Source organism: Pirellulales bacterium, from assembly GCA_035546535.1.
Classification (GTDB): domain Bacteria; phylum Planctomycetota; class Planctomycetia; order Pirellulales; family JACPPG01; genus JACPPG01.
Genome location: DASZWQ010000050.1, coordinates 195,514 through 212,941, shown reverse-complemented (window position 1 = coordinate 212,941; position 17,428 = coordinate 195,514). Strand labels below are relative to the sequence as shown.

Genomic DNA, 17,428 nt, shown 5'->3' with positions numbered 1-17,428 from the left:
GAGCAAGACGTACCACCTGCCGAGAACGATGCGGCCGGCAAAGATGCTGGTCATCAGGAAGGCGCTGCGCCGCCGCCTGCGGAGTCTCGCCTGGACGATGCGCCGGCAGAGAATGACCCGCCAGGCGAACCGTTGTGCTAGAGGCAGGCTCAACGACTTTGCTTGGCGTGCCACTGGTGGCTTTGTCCACCACTGTGCTCACTCTTGGGTTCTTCACTGGTGGACGAGCCACCAGTGGCACGCGCGTGCTTCTTCGGCCCTTTTATATACCGTCTCGCTGGCCGACCAAGCGGTGCCGGCTATTCACCGCCCGGATTTATGCGAGTATCCTGGTCGGACGGACGATCGAGCCGACTCGATCGTCTCCCACCGAGGGTCCTTCCCGCCTTGCACGCCCGCCCGCCCGAATATGACCATGCTCTCGCGCTCGCCGATTCTCTCGCCGCTGGGCATCCTGCTCGTCGCGTTGTCGCTCTCGATCGGCTGGGGCATCCGCGGCAACTATGGGCATGAGACGGGGGCCATGTTCCCCGGCGCGATCGCCGCCATCGCGGCTTGTCTCCTTTCGGGCCGGGCCGACTGGCGCGAGCGCGTCGTCTACTTCGCGTTCTTCGGCGCCTTTGGCTGGGCGTTCGGCGGCTCGATCAGTTACATGCAAGTGATCGGCTATACGCATTCCGGCCATTTCCCCTCGCAGGCTTATGGCTTCGCCTGCTTGTTCGTGATCGGTTTTCTGTGGGGATCGCTGGGCGGAGGCGGCACGGCGCTGCCGGCCGCGCTCGATCGGCAGCGGCTTACGCAGATGTTCGTGCCCATGCTCGTCGTCCTGGCCGCGATGGGCGTCGCGGACTACATCATTCCGCTCATCAACGACAAGATGCAGGTCGAAGGCGCGATGAAGCGCCAGGACAGCCCGCTCTATTGGCTCGATAGCGATTATTTGCAGGCCTGCACCGCCGTCGTGGCCATGTTGCTGTTTGATCTTTTTGAACGGCGCTTCGGCCGCGCGTGGGAGTTGCCCCTGTGGGGCGCGATCGGCGCGGGAGCAGGCGCGGGCGTGCAGTATTTGCTGCGCGTCGTCGGAGCGGGCGAACCGCTGTGGAATCTGCTCGTCCGCCCGCAAGGTGACACTTCGCAATTCGACGTCGAACAGTTGGTCACCAACTGGCCGAACTTTTTGCCGCAGGCCAGTCCGTACTTGGGCGCGGGGCTGGGGCTGGCGCTCGGCATCGCGGTCTACTTTGCGCGGCACGGTCGCTTCGCGATGGGCTCGCGCTTGTTTCTCTACATGGGGCTAGGCTGGCTGGCGTGCTTCACGCTATTGCCCGTCATGTTCGCGGTGCGCATGACGCCGCCGCGCGGCGACGATTGGGCCGGCATCCTGGGCGTTTTTCTGGGCGCGCTGCTCTGGTGCCGGCGCGAGCGCCTGGCCGCGGTCACGAGTGCCATGCTCGTAAGCGGCGCGATCGGCGGACTCGGCTTCTCCGGCATTGCACTCCTGAAGCTGGCAATGGTCGCGCCGGGCAACCCGAACCTGGTTTCCGATCCGGCGGTCGTCGATACCTGGCGCCATTGGCAGAGCGCCAACTGGCACAGCTTCCTCGAACAGTCGTACGGATTCATCAACGGCGTCGGCATTGCCGTGGCGATGGGTCTTCTGGCGACGCGTTCCGGCGCTTGCAACAACGCCGCGCCGCGTCGCCGCTGGACCGAACTGGTGGCGCTACTGTTCGTCGTTCCCTGGCTGCTCTACGAGAACCTGGTCAAGAACGTTGCCGACTGGACCGCCGCGCACGGCGAATACCGCTCGCTGCCCTTGCGGATGCAGGCACCGCTTTTTGACAGCATCGAGCTCTCAGCCGTTGAGTGGTTCAACCTGTTCTTTGCCGCGTGTACGCTGGCGTTCGCGGTTCTCGCCCTGGTACACATGTGGCGGCCGCTGGCCATTCTGCCGAAGAGCTGGCTCGGGCGCGGACAGCTTTTGTATCTGCTGATTCTGTGGCCGTTCGTACTCGGCAACTTCGCCAAGGCATTGACGGGCTTCACCGACCAGCGACTACTGACCGAAGGGGTGATCATCATCAACGCCGCGATCGTGACGGTACTCGTTCTGGTCCTACCGCGCGAGACGCAAAACGAAACGGGGATCGCCGGTGGCCATCTGTCGCGACTGGCTTGGGGGTCGGCTGTATTCCTGCTGCTTGCGGCTGCCGCCGGGCCATCACTCGAAACGCTGGCTGTCCGCCGGCTCTACGGCGACGCGCCGGCTGGACATGCTTCGACGAATCTGCGCTTCGGGCCTGACGCCAATTGGAAGGCGCGGCCGATCTTGAAAGGCACGACACACCGCTAGGGCGTCAAGAAGCGCGGATCGCGGAGTGATGAGTGCTGAGCGGGAAGAATCCGTGGAGCGCTCAATGGTCAATGACGATCGAAGGTGCTGGCCGAACAACATCCAGTTGGTTCAGCAGCCACCATCGTCTTTCGTTCATCACTCATCACTTATCGCTCATCACTTTACCGGACTACGCCAGAATCTCTCGCACCACGCGGCCGTGTACGTCGGTCAGGCGGAAATCGCGGCCCGCATAGCGGTACGTCAGCCGCTCGTGATCGAGCCCGAGTTGGTTGAGGATCGTGGCCTGAATATCGTGAACGTGGACCTGGTTCTCGACGATGTTGAAGCCCAATTCATCGGTCTTACCATACGAGAAGCCCGGCTTGATACCGCCGCCGGCCAGCCACATGGTGAATGCCTGCGGATGATGATCGCGTCCCAGGCTGCGACCGAGTGCCTTGTTGCTCTCGACCATCGGCGTGCGTCCGAATTCGCCTCCCCACACGACCAGCGTCTCGTCCAAAAGTCCCCGCTGCCGTAGATCCTTGACAAGCGCTGCCGAGCCGCGGTCCGTATCGCCGCAGTTTTTGGTGTGGTTGCCGACGATATCGCTGTGGGCGTCCCAGCCTTCGTTGTAGATGCTGATGAAGCGGACGCCCCGCTCGACCATTCGCCGCGCGAGCAAGCAGGCCCTGGCGAACGAGGGCTTGGCCGGATCGACCCCATACATGTCGAGCGTGGCCTGCGATTCGCTCTTCAGATCCATCAGCTCCGGCGCCGAAGTTTGCAGGCGGAACGCCATTTCGTACGAAGCGATGCGCGTGCTGATTTCGGGATCGCCTACCGTGTCCAGCCGTTGCCGGTTGAGCGCGCCGACCAGGTCCAGCGTTTCGCGCTGCGTCCGCGCATCGATGCCAGCCGGGCTCGAGACATCGAGAATCGGATCACCCTGGTTGCGCAAACGCACGCCGCCGTAGACCGTGGGCAGAAAGCCGCTCGACCAGTTGGCGGCGCCGCCGCTGATGCCGGTGCCGGTCGACATCACGATAAACGCCGGCAGATCGCGCGTCTCGGCTCCCAAGCCGTAAGTGACCCACGAGCCCATGCTGGGCCGGCCAGGCTGGCCAAAACCGGAATTGAAGAAAATCTGCGCCGGCGCGTGATTGAACTGATCAGTCCGCATCGATCGTACCAGGCAGATATCGTCGACCACTTCGGCCAGGTGGGGCAGCACGTCGGCGATCTCGGCGCCGCAGCGACCGTGCTTGTTGAACTTGAATCGCGGGCCCATGGCCGCCGCGTCCGACCGGATGAAGGCATAGCGCTGACCGCCGATCACCTCGGGCGGGATTGGCTTGCCTTCGAACTCGGCCAGCTTCGGCTTGTAATCGAACAGATCGAGATGGCTCGGCGCGCCGGTCATGAACAGATGGATCACGGCCTTGGCGCGCGGCGCGAAATGCCCGGGCCGCGCGGCCAGCACGTCGTTGGCCGCGGCCGGCGCCGCTTGTGCCGTGCGCGATCCTTCGAACGCGCCCGACAAGAGAGACGCCAGCGCGATCTTGCCCAGCCCGACGCCGCTTTCCTGCAGAAAGGCACGGCGGGTCGAAGAGCGATCTTTGTCGGCCGATCCATTCATGGATTATTCCTTCGTGATGGTTTCGTCGAGATTCAAGACGGCCCGTGCCGTGAGTGTCCAGGCGGCGCGTTCGACAGCGTCGCCTTCGCCCGTGCCGGCAATGGCCTTCGCGTCGAGCTCGCCCTTGGCCAGGCGGTCGCGATGGGTCGTGTAAAAGGCCACCAGCAAATCGAGCTCGGCGGGCCGTGGCGGGCGGCTGACGCAGCGGCGGAAAAGCTCGACGGCGCGATCGGTAACGGGCTCTTGCTCGGCCGCCAAGCGCGAGCCTAACGCTTGCGAGGCCTCGACGAACACCGTGTCGTTGAGCATCGTCAACGACTGCAACGGCGTGTTCGATACTTCGCGCCGTGCCAGGCACGCTTCGCCGCTGGGCGCGTCGAAAGCCGAGAACATTGCATACGGCGCGGTGCGCTTCATGAACGTATACAGCCCGCGCCGGTAACGATCTTCTCCCTGGCTGACGGTCCAATTCAGCGCGCCGTAGGCTCCTTCGGCACTAACGCCCGGCGGCTGTGGCGGAAATACGCTGGGACCGCCGATTTTTTTCGACAGCAAACCACTGACGCCGAGCGCGACGTCGCGCACCAGCTCCGCGTCGAGACGCACTCGCGGGCTGTGCGCGAGCAGCTTGTTGGTCGGGTCGATTTCGGCGGCCCGCGCCGGCGCCTCCGACGACTGTCGATACGTGGCGCTCGTGACGATCAGCTTGTGCAATCGCTTCACTGACCAGCCGTCGCGCATGAACTCCACGGCCAGCCAGTCGAGCAGCTCAGGATGAGTGGGCGATTCGCCCTGATAACCGAAATCCTCGGTCGTCTTGACCAGCCCTCGCCCGAAGAGCGTTGCCCAATGCCGGTTCACCGTCACCCGCGCGGCCAGTGGGTTATGTTCGCTGACCAACCAGCGGGCAAGTGCGAGCCGATCATGCGCCTTATCCGCGGGCAGGGCGGCGAACAACGTGGGCAGCTCGGCGGCAACGGGCTCGGCAGGCTGCAGGAATTCGCCGCGCTTATGGAGGAACGTGCGGCGCGGATTCGTTGAAGGACGTTCACGCCAGACAAGCGTCGTCGGGAAGGCGGGCATCTGCTCGCGCTGCTTGCGAATCGTGTCGCGTTCGCCCGCCAGCTCCGGCGCTATCGAGACATAATGACCGAGCAGCCGGGCTCGCTGCTCGGCCGTTCGTTCGGCGGGGGCCACGAGCAACAGCGCCTCGATGTCGGTCGGCAGAGCCCGCGCCGCCGCGGGTTGCTCATCGCCCGTGACCCAAATGCGAAACCTCCCCAGGTTCGCCGCGTAATACTTCTCGAACAGCAGTTCCAGGTCGATCATCTTCGCGTCGGTCAAAGGTTGATCCAGTTGGAAGACGGCCGTGTGGGCGGTGCCTTGTCCGCCATGGATCGACCAGCCCGTCTGTGGGTCGCCATCGATGGCCATCGCCGCGGTGGCGTTGCCCGCAGCGAACGATTGGTTGGCGTCGCGGATCTTGGCCGCGGAGCCGGCAGCCTGGATCGTGACTTCGCTCAGAAAGAAATCGCCGAAGGGCCCTTCATACGCAATGCGCCCCGGCCCACGCCTTGGCAGGCTATCGTCGGGCATCACCTCGATTCGAAGTGCCGTCACGCGCGGCAGGTCGTTGGCCAGAGACACGCGAAACACGTCGCGCTTGGTCTGGTCGCCGCTCGATAGGACCGAGCCATCGGGCAGGATCGATAGCGTCGGCACGTCGCTCTGGGCGGTGACCGGTCGTAGCATCGTCCAATGTCCGATGGAGGCCGACTCGGCGGTCACCCACTCATTGAATTTACGCTGCAAATGCTCCTGGCGGCGCACGCTTTCGGGCCGATCATCGTGCAGCGGTTCGCCGAGCTGGATCTTGAAACGTCCTAGCGTGTGACGCTCACCGTGGTTCTGTTCCAGGCGGACCGTCCATCGGGTAGTGCCGTTGGCAGCGCGTGGCTGATCAAAACGAAACAGGGCGGTGCGCGTGACGTTCCAGGGATCGGGGCCGTGGATGGCCCAGCCGGTTTTCGAGTCGCCGTCGATGGCGCGGTCGATCGGAAAGCCGTCTTGCGAGAAATCGGCGCTCGCGCTGGCGAGCTTTACCGCGGTGGCGTCGCCCGCCGGCACATTGGTCGCGCTTGCGGTCACGCTGACTTCGGAAACCACGAAATTGCCGTGCGCCGTGCGGCCGGGGCCATGTTTGGGCAATCGGTCATCGGCGATGGCCTCGAGGCGCAGCGCCGAGACCTCCCCTGCCTCGCAATCGATTTCGATGGTGTACGTGTCTTGCTCCGGGGCGGTGCCGGAAACGAGGATCGAGCCGTCCGCGAGAATTTCGCCTGTCGCACCGCCGGACGAGTCGAAACGGGCGACCGATCCCTGATGCCATCGAAATTCTCCCTCGGGCGGAAAACGGTTCGGCAAATCGGCCTCGGCCGCGGCGATTTGTGCCGCGAACCGCGATCGCTGTTCGGCGATCGCGGGCTGCACGACGTCCATCTCCGGCTCGTCGGCATTGTTCAGAAACGCCATCAGCCGGTAGTAATCGGCATGCGGAATTGGATCGTATTTGTGCGTATGGCATTGAGCGCAGCCGATGGTCAGGCCGAGCCACACCGTGCCTGTGGTGTTGACGCGATCGACCATCGCATAGAAGCGGAATTCGAGCGGATCGATGCCCCCCTCTTCGTTGAGCATCGTGTTGCGATGGAAACCGGTGGCGATGCGATCATCGAGCGTCGCCTCGGGCAGCAGGTCGCCGGCCAACTGACGAATCGTGAACTGATCAAAGGGCATGTCGGCGTTGAGGGCATTGATCACCCAATCGCGATACGGCCAGATCGAGCGCTGACGATCTTTTTCGTAGCCGTTGGTGTCGGCATAACGCGCCAGATCGAGCCAGCGCCGCGCCCAGCGCTCGCCGTAATGGGGCGACGCGAGCAGCCGATCGACGAGTGCTTCATAGGCCTGCGGCGAAGAGTCGTAGACGAAGGCATCAACCTCGTCAGGCGCCGGCGGGAGCCCGACAAGATCGAGGTACAGCCGACGAGCAAGCGTGTATTTGTCGGCTTCCGGCGCCGGGTTTAATCCGGCCGCTTCGAGCCGCGCGAGAACGAAATGATCGATCGCGTTCCGCGGCCAGCCCTTTCGCTGCACTGCGGGCAGCGGCGCCTGTACCGGCGGCACGAAGGCCCAGTGTGATTCGTAGGTCGCTCCGGCCGCGATCCAGGCGCACAGGATCTCGCGCTGTTCGCTGGAGAGCGGCTTATTGGCGGCTGCCGGCGGCATCCGTTGATCGGGGTCGGTAGCGCAAATGCGGCGCACCAGCTCGCTCTCGTCAGGCTTGCCCGGCACGATGGCTACGCCGCCGGAATCGGCCGCTGCCAGGGCCGCCTCGCGCTGGTCCAACCGCAACCCCGCTTGCCGGGCCTGTTCGTCCGGCCCATGACATTTGAAACAGTGATTCGCCAGGATCGGACGAACGTCGCGGTTGTATTGGGGCGCGTCGGCACCTCGGGCCAGCGACGGCGCGTGGTGAATCATGACGAGGAGAGTCGCCAGAAGGAGGAGCCAACGATTGAATCTTGCGGGTGGTTTCACGTCAGGCGGGATCCGGCCCAAAGGGTTACGTGCGGTCGAAGGCGACGGGAGCGAACCGTTCGCACCCGCAGGCAAGGGACAGCGGTTGGCGTGACGGTGGGGCAGGGGGGCGGGCGCGAGCACGGAAACGCCCCGTGAGGCGCCCCGGCGGGCCGTGCCGGCGACCAGCTTCGCCAGACAGACGTTGACCCGAACGCGGCCTTAACAAATATCTGAACACACCGCGCGGCCGCGTTCAAGTCTTTTGTCGCTTGTGAGCTGCGCCGTGTCCCTTTTCCTAGGGTTTTTTCGCCAGCACGGCGTCCAGCGGCGACGGGGTGACCCGCCCCGCCACTTCGCTAAAGCCCACTTGCCGCAGCAGGGCCGTGTACTCGGCAAGCGTGCGTTCTCGGCCCTCGGTGCAGGTGAGCATGTTCAAATCCTGCATCTGGGCCCAGCGGGGGCCGCGTTTGTCTTCGGCCAGTAACTTCTCGGCGATCAGCAGAGCCCCGCCCGACGGCAGCCGGTCGAAAATGCGCATCAGCAGCTTGAGGATTTTATCCTCGCTCCAATCGTGCAGAATCCGGCCCAGCGCAAAGAGGTCTGCCTCGGGGAGCGCGTCGGCGAAGAAATCTCCCGAGGCCATTGCGATGCGATCAGGCACCGAAGATTCGGACACGATTTCGCGCGCCAGGGACGCTGCTTCCGGCAGATCGAACACCGTGGCGCGCAGATTTGGATAACGCTCGCAGGCCGCGATCGCCAGGTGGCCGGTAGCGCCACCCAGATCGCACAAGTGACGGTAGCGCCCCAGGTCGAATGCGGCCACGACTTGCGGCGAGCTGATGACGCCGAAGCCGTGCATGCCCATCAGGAATTCGCGCTTCGCTTCCTCGGTTCGGAAGAAATGCGAAAAGATCGGCCCTTCCCAGCCGTAAGCCTGCTTCCAGCGATGGCCCCCCTCGCGCACGGCGTCTTCCAGGTGGGCCCACAGCTTCCACATCACGGCATTCGAGTAGCCGATGTAACCGGTCATGCGGCGCGGGCTATGCGACGTCAGATAAGCGCTGGCGGCGGGCGTGTTTTCGTATTGAGAGTCCGTGCGGTTGAGCAACGCGAGACCGACGCAGGCGTCTAGAAGCCGCGCGAGAGCACTGGCATCCGCGCGCAGCTTTTGCGCAAGGTCGTCGACGGTGTGCGCGCCGGCCTCGATCGCGTCGAAGAGGCCCAGTGAGACGGCAGCGAACATGACTTTCGACCGGCGAAAGGCTTCGAGCAAATCGAGGACCACGGCTGGGTCAGGTACGTCTTTTTGTCCATTCATAACCGGGAACTGCCATGCTGAGGACGACGTTCTTCAAATGTCGAACACGACTTTTTTTACCGCACCCTCGTCGGTCCGGTCTAGCCGGTCGACGCACTGAAGCGATTTTGTGCTTGCTCGTTGGCGGGCCGTACGGTATCGTTGGCGTCGCCTGGGCGAGTACGTATTGGCCGCGATGCTCGAGGCGCGCGACTGATGCGGCCGATCGATCGTGGATCTGCTGCCCTTTCTTTCCTCCGCGGCACGGTTTTTAAGCTAATGGATCAGCGCTAGTTCCGATTTGGATTTTGCGTTGACCCTATTGCCATCTGAACGAGGCGCTTCCGCCTCGCTTCGCGGAGGAAACATTCATGCATCGTGTGGCGCTTACGCTTTGCTTGCTCTCTGTCGTTGTCGCGCGGCTGGACGCGGCAACCTTGTATCACGATCCGCTGTTCGGCGTGCAGACCATCCCGGACGTCACGTACGGGCAGGGGCTCGTGCAGAATGGCGCGAGTAGCGAGAATTTGCTGTTAGATGTGTATCGGCCGATGCAGGTATCGACGCCGCTACCGGCGGCAACACCGGCCATCGTACTCGTGCATGGCGGCGGATTCGTCTCGGGTGATAAAGCCGACATGGCTCCGCTGGCCGAACAATATGCGTCGCTGGGTTATGTTGTCGTCTCGATAGATTATCGCCTGTACGCCGACCTGCCTCCGAATTCGTCACCGGGGCCCGCGGATAATTTCACGCCTCCACCGCCGGGCTATGACAGCTTTCCGGATTTGCAACTGGGAGGAAATGCCATTAACGCGGCGGTGCAGGACGCCGAAACGGCCATGAACTGGCTGCGCAGCAATGCAGCGACGTACGGCGTCGACCCGAACCGCATCGGCATCGGCGGCGCGTCGGCCGGAGGGATCACGGCCGAGTTGGTTGGCTACAACGATCTGCCCGCCCATACGACGCCGAATGTAGTTCTCGACTTCCTGGGAAGCATGTATGGCACCCAAGGGGTCATTCATGCCGGTGCCCCACCGGCGTTCATGTTTCACGGCAATGCCGACACGCAGGTCCCCTTCGACGGAGACCTGGCCGTGTCGAACCAGCTCACCGCGGTCGGGGTGTACCACGAATTCTATGAAGGTGTCGGGATCGGCCACGAATTGGATACAAATGTCTTCAACATGCAATTCGGCAACGAGACATTACTGCAGCACAACATTGATTTCCTCGCCAACCATCTCGTTCCGGAACCATCGGCCTTCGCCCTCGCCGCCATGGGCGCCGCGCTTGGTGGGCTTGCCGTGGACCGGCGTCGACGCGCGCGGCTACGACGTCTCCATGTCAGCGCGCCGGCGCACTTGACTGGTAGGCTTTGAGCCAGCTTTCGATCGCTCGCGCCGTCTCCGGTTGGCCTTGAGCGCGCGCCAATTCGATCGCGCGCTCGGCCGCGCGAACCGCGGCGGCCGGCTGATCAAGCGCGGCGCGCGTTTCTGCCAACCGCGAGTGGCCGGCGATCGAATCCGGCTGTAGTTGCACCGTGCGCTCGAACTCAGAGAGGGCTTCCTCCTGCACCCCGGATGCCACCAGGGCCATGCCGAGGCCTAGATGCCCTTCGGCGTAATCCGGCTTCAGCTCGACGACTTTGCGATAGTGCGCGACTGCTTCCTTGGGGCGCCGCGTACTCAAAAGTGCGAAGGCCAGGTTGTTGTGCGCTTCGGCCGATTCGGGGTCAGCGCGGAGCGCCGCTTCGTATTGGGCGATGGCCTCGGTCGTGCGGCCGGCGCTGATCAGCGCGTAGGCCAGATTGTTGCGATGCGTGGCGGCTTTCTCGGGTTCCAGTTCGAGTACGATCTGATATTGCTCGATGGCCTGTGGCGCGCGGCCGGCGTTGACGAGCGCGAGTCCCAAGTTCATCCGCACCGGAATGCTGTCGGGTGAATATTGCAACGTATCCTGCCACAGCGCGATTTCATCCCGATAGACGTGCAATCGCCGCACGGTCAGGCCCACGTAGATGAGAAGCAGGATGACGGCCACCGCGCTTGTCATGAGAAGGGCAGATTTGTTCGTTGCCTTTGCTTTACTTCGAGCCGACCTGGCCCCGCGGGCGCGCTGCAGAAACGCATATCCGCCGGTCACGGCAAGCGCCACAAGGGCGGCCAAGGGGAGATACATGCGGCGTTCGGCGGCAACTTCGGTCGCGATCGGTACGACGAGCGTCGGCGCGAGAATGAGCGGAACGCAGGCGAGCAAGAATCCGCTTGCCGTGTTCTTTACGAGCAGCGACAAGATCAACAGCCCGGCAAGGCTTGTTGCCACGAGCCACGGCACCGCAGCCTGCCAGGATTCGATCAGCGGCAAATCATAATGAATTACCAGCGGCCAAGGCCAAACGGCCAACTTCAAGTAGAGCCACACGACCTTGGCCTGCGTCAACCACCAGACATACGCAGGCACGCCGATGTGAAAGCCTGCTGTGAATGAGCGCGGAGCCGAAAGGTTCAGCGCGGCCAGGACAAGCCAGCCTGCCGAGAAACTCAAGTAAAGCGGCCAGGAGCGGCGTAGTGCCTCGCGAAACGATCCCGCGACGAAGGCACGCTCGAACAACAGCGCCACGACGGGCGCGGTGACCATGACCTCCTTACACGTCATGCCGGCTATACACGTGACCGTGGCGGCCATCAGCCACAGTCGTCGCTGCGAGGCCGACCCCCCGGACCAATACCGCAAGCTGGCGCACAACGTCGCCAGATAGAACACGCCCATCGAAAGCTCGGTACGCTGGGTCACATACTCGACAGCCTCGGTCCCAAGCGGGTGTACCGCCCAGACGAGCGCAGCAAGGAAGGCGAGGGTATCGGCGCACGAGTCGAACTGTCCGTCAAAGCGAGGCAGGCGCAGCGTCCTACGCACGATGGCCCACAGCAGCCAGGCCGAGACGACGTGAAGGACCAGGTTCGTGATGTGATAGCCGCGCGGATGTAGCTGACCGAAATGGTAATTCAGCGCCAGCGACAGGTTCACAAGCGGCCGGCCGGAAACGCTCGTTTCGCGTGGCGGATTCAGCGGACCAGGCGCCGACAGATCGCCCCACAAGGGCCATAGTCGCACGATCGAGGGGTTGTGTGTGATGCTCGTCGAATCGTCGTACACGAGCGGCGCGTCGATCGCCGGCCAGTACAGCGCGCCGAGCACGGCCGCGAAGATCGCCACCACGATCGCAGGGACGGCGGCATGGTTGTGAGTGCTGTTGCCAAGCGCCGACGCATCATCGTGCGGTGACGATTTCTGGCTGCGCGCGACGCGGGTGGGACGTTTATCGCGCTTGGCCATCAACCGATACCACCGGCGATTCGATCAAGAGTGATGGCAGCGCTCATTGGACGACGACCGCCACCTGTTCGATTGCGGCATGGCCCGACTTGCGAAACGGGCGCGGCATGGGCTGGCCGTGTCCCGCGGCGTCGACCGCGCGGCATCGCAGAGTGTACTTGCCGGGCGCAAGCGGTGGGACGAGTGCAGCCCAATGGACTTTGGTCAGCCGCATCGGCCATGATCGTGGTTCGCCGCTCGCATCGTCGAAGCCATACGTGCCGGCCGGGATGCGATCGTCGGCAATTCCGCCCCCCCAGCGCTTGGGCGCCGGCAAAATCTCCGCATCAGTCCACGGGGCCGCCGCGAAATAGGGATCGCCGGCCGGTAACTCCTCGGCTTCCGGCTGCAGCCAGAATTGCACCTTCGACAAGCCACCGATCCCCACCTGGGCATAGCCCGACAGCGGCGTCGACTCGCCCGCTTTGATCTTCCGCGGGGCCGAGATCGTGGCGGCGAATGTCTTCAGCGGGCTGTCGATGTCGTTGTTTTCGTTGGCGTACGTATCGTTCGCGCCGGCCAGGTTGGTGAGGACCACGTGCGTGATCCACTTCACGCATTTGAAGCCGTACGCCTCAGGCACGACGATCCGCACCGGTCCGCCTCGCTCGCCCGAGAGCCACTGGCCGTTCACCTTGTAGCACAAGATCACCGGCGGCAGATCGAACGGGTCTTCCAGGACGCGGCCGATCGGCAGCGAGCTGCGAAAAATCTGCTTCGGATCGTCGTTGTGGTAGCCGTAATAGAAAACGCGGCGTAACGCATCGTTCGGCTTGGTCAACCATATCAGTTCCCGCAGTGGCACTCCTTCCCAAATACCCATCCCCAGCGGGCAGCCCAGGTTCAGGCACGTCATGATCTTGGGGAAGCGCACGGCCGATTTTTCGGCGATGCTCATCAGGGTCGCGAAGTCGATCGCGGTTCCCTTCTCGCGCGAAAGCGGCTTGCGCAGCGTGACAGGGTTGTCGGGATCGGAAATCACTTCCAACTGCCAGGTGTCGCGCGTCAGCCCGACGGCGCGTTTCCTTTCTTCCGAAAGGGTGTGTGGCACCGGATCGCCGCGAGAAATGTCTTCGAAGTCGTCGGGCGGGGTCAGGTAGCTATCGAGCCGGGTGAACGGGGGCGCGGCCTTCTCGCCGGCCGCGGCGTCGTTCTTGTCCTCTGCACGAGAACGGCCTGGCACAAGCACGATGGCAGCGCTGCCGATTCCCAAGCGCAGAAAATAGCGCCGCGTCAGCGCGGTATGCTCAGCCAGGAATCGTTCGGTTTCCGTCATGGTCGTGGCCCCACATGACTCGCACACACTGGCCCGAAGCGCCGGCGAGGGTTTTCGGTTGCACTCGAATGCGTCCCTCGCTGGCGCTTCGGGCTCATGGAAACGTCACAACAACTGCCAGGTTTAGTGCAGTTCTAGTCTACATAAACGAACTCGTTGGCGTTGAAGAGGGCCAGGCACAGATCGGCGAGCGCTGCCATCCGGGTGGTTGTCACGCCGGCCGTACTTCCACTTCCCTCTTGCGTCGCAACGCCTGTGTCGGTTTCCAATAGCGCGGCCTGCCGGCCGAGGAATTCACTGGCCGCGCGCCCTTCGTCGGCCGTCGCGTGCCGGTTGAAGACGCGCAGGTACGCCCGGTCGGCCCAGGTCGCCGGATCGGCGTCGCGGCGGGCGATCGAGACGGCCAGATGCTGCGCGCATTCCCGGCTGAACTCCGAATTCAATAGCACCAGAGACTGCGGCGCGGTGGTCGACTCATGCCGCCGCGGGCAACTGGCATTCGTATCGGGCCGATCGAACACATCGAACAATGGATAGCGCAGGTTGCGACGTACGAACAAATAGATGCTGCGTCGCCGATGGTCTTCCTCGTCGGGGCTTTCGACCCATTGATCTTTCAAGAGCGAGATGGTCACTTCCGCCGGCAATGGAGGCCGCACGCCCGGCCCGCCGCGGCGCGACGACAATCGCTCGCCGGCCGAGAGCATGCAATCGCGCAGCGTTTCGCCATCCAGGCGCGTCCGTCGCCGATGCCAGAGCGAATGGTTGAGCGAATCGTGCGCGGTCGAGGCTTGCCAGATCGTATCCGCGGCGCGGCGCTCCTCGTCGGTCCACTCGGGATCAAAGGGGCCGCTCGCCGTTTGGTACGCTTCCGATGTCACGATCCGTCGGTGCAGCGCCTTCAGGCTCCAACCATCTTCGATCAAAGTGCGGGCCAGCCAATCGAGCAGCTCAGGATGGCTTGGTTCGATGCCCATTACCCCGAAATCGCTCGCCGATTCGGTCAGGCCGGCGCCGAAATGTCCCTGCCAGACGCGATTCACGATTACGCGGGCGGTGAGCGGGTTCTCGGGGCTCGTGAGCCAGCGAGCCAGGTCCGCGCGCGAGGTGGCCGACGCCGAGCTGTCCTTTGCGATCGAGCTGTTGAGGACGACATTAAACAACTGCGGATAGCCCGGGTTTACCGTCGGGCCCGGCTGGCGGAAATCGCCGCGCAGATACAAATGCGCCGGTCGCGCTTCTCCCTGGCGGGCGACCCGACCTAGCGGCAGGACAGGCAATGGCGGGAGCGATCGCAGACGTTCGACGATCTCGGCATGCTCGCCGCGCTCCGCGTCGTTCAACTCGGCGACGATTTGCTCGGCGTTCGGCGGCTCGTCGGGATTTTTGTCGCGTGCTCGTTTGCGGCCCAACTCCTCCAGCTCTCGGCGCCGCTTCTCGGCACGGTGGTCCTCATCGGTCCAGGCGGCTTCGGCGGTTTGTCGCGCAGTGGCCTCTGCCGCCGTCGGGATAGGCAAGTCGCGAAACAATTCCAAGGGCTCGAAAAACGCTCGCAATCGATAAAAATCATATTGCGTCAGCGGATCGTACTTATGGTCGTGGCACTGAGCGCAGCCGATCTGCAAGCCCAGGATCGTTGCCCCGACCGTGGCCGTCATCTCGTTCAACACCTGGTGGCGACGCTCTTCCTGCAAGTTCAGGTCAGGCATGTCCGGGCCGCACAGGAGAAAGCCGGTCGCCACGGCCGCCTCGGGCGCGGTCGACAGTTCGTCCCCCGCGATCTGCAGTCGAACGAATTCGTCGAAGGGCAAGTCGCGGTTCAAGGCGTCGATCACCCAATCGCGGTAGCGCCAGGCATTGGGCCGGACGGAGTCGAATTCGAAGCCATCGGTTTCGGCAAAGCGCGCCAGGTCGAGCCAGTGCTGGGCCCAACGCTCGCCGTACGCGGGCGAAGCCAGCAGGTGGTCGACAAGCCCTTCATAAGCCTGCGGCGAATGATCGGCCAGAAACGCGTCGATCTGTTCGGGCGTCGGCGGCAGGCCGGTCAGGTCCAAGCTTACGCGCCGCAGCAGCGTTACTGCCCCCACGGCCGGCAGCGGTTCGACCCCGCGGCGCTGCATCTCGGCTTTAAGAAATCGATCGATCGGGTTCTGATTCCAGCGTGCATCGTCGACAGCCGGCGCTTCGTTCTTGGCCAGCGGACGATACGCCCAATGATCGCGCTCCGAGACGGAGATGGTTGGCTCGACGGGCGCGGTCGCGCTGGTTTCGCTTTTGGCTTCCTCGGCGCGCGCGGCGTCAATTCCCCACACGATGGCCGTGCCAAACAGGCAGCAGAGCAGGGGGGCCGCGCCCATTCTCATGCCAGGACCTCCTTCACCACGCGGCCGGCGACGTCGGTCAGCCGCTCTTCACGGCCGTTGTGCAAGAAGGTCAGGCTTTCGTGGTTAAGACCAAGCAAGTGCAGCACGGTAGCGTGCAAGTCGTGTACGTGTACTTTTCCCTCGGCCGCGCGCAGACCAAACGGATCGGTGGCCCCGTAGGCGAAGCCGCCGCGCACGCCGCCGCCGGCCAGCCAAATGCTGTAGCCCCAGGGATTGTGGTCGCGCCCTTTGCCCTGTTCGCTCATGGGCATGCGGCCGAACTCGCCTCCCCAGATAACAAGGGTCTCGTCGAGCAGCCCGCGCCGGCGCAGGTCGGTCAACAGGCCGGCGACCGGTTTGTCGGTTTTGCGGCAGTACTCGCCGTGGTTCTTCACAACATCGTTATGGGCATCCCAGCCGTTGGTGTCGCCGGAATAAAGTTGCACGAAGCGGACGCCGCGCTCGACCATCCGGCGCGCGAGCAGGCATCGTCGCCCGAACTCGTCGGTGGCGCGCTCGCCAATGCCGTAGAGCGCCTGCGTCTCAGCAGTTTCGCGCGCCAGGTCCACCACGTCGGGCGCGGCCGACTGCATGCGATACGCCAATTCGTAGGCCGCGATCCGCGCTTCGAGCGCGCTGTCATGCTGCCGCTCTTGCGCGTGCCGCGCATTGATCGTGCGCAGGTAGTCGAGCATGCCGCGCTGCTCGGCCGTGCTCATCGCAGCCGGCGGACGCAAATCGACAATCGGTGTCGATCCGGTGCGAAAGGTCGTTCCCTGGAAGGTCGCCGGCAGATAGCCATTGCCCCAGGCCGGCGGGCCTCCCTTTACGCCTCCGCCGGGATCGGCCAGCACGACGAAGGCGGGCAGGCTGTCGTTTTCGGTGCCAAGCCCATAGGTGATCCAGCTTCCCAGGCTTGGGCGGCCCATCAGGATGCTACCGGTGTTCATCTGGTAGACCGATTGCGGGTGGTTGACGCTGTCTCCGTGACAGCCTCGCAATACGCACAACTGGTCGGCGTGCTCGGCGATGTGCGGCAGGAAGTCGCTGATCTCCAGGCCCGACTGACCGCGCGGTCGAAACGGAACGACCGGGCCGAGTAACGGGTTCTGCGCCACCTTGCGGCGGGTCATCACGGGGCCGACCGATTCGGGTAGCGGCTTACCCGCGTTGCGCGCCAGCTCCGGCTTGGGATCGAACAGATCGACGTGGCTCGGCCCGCCGTGCATGAAGAGGTAAATCACGCGCTTGGCGCGGGGCGCGAAATGCGGCGCCCGCGGAGCGAGCGGGTCGACCGGCGAAGTATTGGCGGCACGCAGCGGCGTGTGGCGATCAAGCAGTGACGCGAGCGCGATCGCGCCGAACCCACCGCCGGCTTGTGCAAGAAAGCGGCGGCGCGATTGTTTCGGCGGAAATGACGATGCGCTGCGCGACACGATCGGCTCCGGCGGGCGTGCGATGCTTCCCGACCAACGAGGCAGGAAAAAGCGAGGGTTGGGGCGTCGCGGTGGCTGGCCCTAAGACCCCCTCAGTATAGACAAACGCGGGG

General features: G+C 64.0%; 9 protein-coding genes. 2 read left to right on the top strand and 7 right to left on the bottom strand.

The features are described 5' to 3' along the window. The first annotated feature begins 415 nt into the window (after positions 1–415). Positions 416–2,353: a hypothetical protein gene (locus VHD36_06790; protein ID HVU87008.1), complete on the top strand. Its 1,938-nt coding sequence runs from the start codon at positions 416–418 to the stop codon at positions 2,351–2,353. Between the two features lie 172 nt (positions 2,354–2,525). Here the strand turns inward: VHD36_06790 and VHD36_06785 are convergent, their stop codons facing one another. The 3 genes from VHD36_06785 to VHD36_06775 form a co-directional block, all read right to left on the bottom strand. Then, complete coding sequence (locus tag VHD36_06785; GenBank protein ID HVU87007.1) at positions 2,526–3,977, bottom strand: DUF1501 domain-containing protein; 1,452 nt, start codon at positions 3,975–3,977, stop codon at positions 2,526–2,528. A gap of 3 nt (positions 3,978–3,980) precedes the next feature. After that, the gene (locus VHD36_06780; GenBank protein HVU87006.1) at positions 3,981–7,520 is read right to left on the bottom strand and encodes a PSD1 and planctomycete cytochrome C domain-containing protein; all 3,540 of its coding nucleotides are present in this window, start codon (positions 7,518–7,520) and stop codon (positions 3,981–3,983) included. A 334-nt stretch (positions 7,521–7,854) separates the two neighbouring features. Further along, on the bottom strand, positions 7,855–8,880 hold the full coding sequence (locus tag VHD36_06775; GenBank protein HVU87005.1) for a class I SAM-dependent methyltransferase: 1,026 nt from the start codon (positions 8,878–8,880) through the stop codon (positions 7,855–7,857). Between the two features lie 350 nt (positions 8,881–9,230). Between VHD36_06775 and VHD36_06770 the strand changes: the two genes are divergently transcribed. Next, positions 9,231–10,244, top strand: coding sequence for an alpha/beta hydrolase (locus VHD36_06770; GenBank protein ID HVU87004.1), 1,014 nt, complete (start codon positions 9,231–9,233; stop codon positions 10,242–10,244). On the opposite strand, the gene VHD36_06765 is transcribed toward VHD36_06770, so the two are convergent. The 4 genes from VHD36_06765 to VHD36_06750 all read right to left on the bottom strand — a co-directional run bounded on the left by VHD36_06765 (position 10,210) and on the right by VHD36_06750 (position 17,315). Next, on the bottom strand, positions 10,210–12,201 hold the full coding sequence (locus VHD36_06765) for a tetratricopeptide repeat protein (protein HVU87003.1): 1,992 nt from the start codon (positions 12,199–12,201) through the stop codon (positions 10,210–10,212). The two genes, VHD36_06770 and VHD36_06765, sit on opposite strands and share 35 nt — an antisense overlap. A 43-nt stretch (positions 12,202–12,244) precedes the next feature. Then, the gene (locus VHD36_06760; GenBank protein HVU87002.1) at positions 12,245–13,516 is read right to left on the bottom strand and encodes a molybdopterin-dependent oxidoreductase; all 1,272 of its coding nucleotides are present in this window, start codon (positions 13,514–13,516) and stop codon (positions 12,245–12,247) included. Between the two features lie 134 nt (positions 13,517–13,650). Continuing rightward, positions 13,651–15,879 (bottom strand): DUF1549 and DUF1553 domain-containing protein, encoded by a 2,229-nt coding sequence (locus tag VHD36_06755; GenBank protein ID HVU87001.1) that lies wholly within the window; start codon positions 15,877–15,879, stop codon positions 13,651–13,653. Beyond that, positions 15,876–17,315, bottom strand: coding sequence for a DUF1501 domain-containing protein (locus VHD36_06750; protein HVU87000.1), 1,440 nt, complete (start codon positions 17,313–17,315; stop codon positions 15,876–15,878). The genes VHD36_06755 and VHD36_06750 overlap by 4 nt, the downstream gene beginning before the upstream one ends. Between the last annotated feature and the right edge of the window lie 113 nt (positions 17,316–17,428).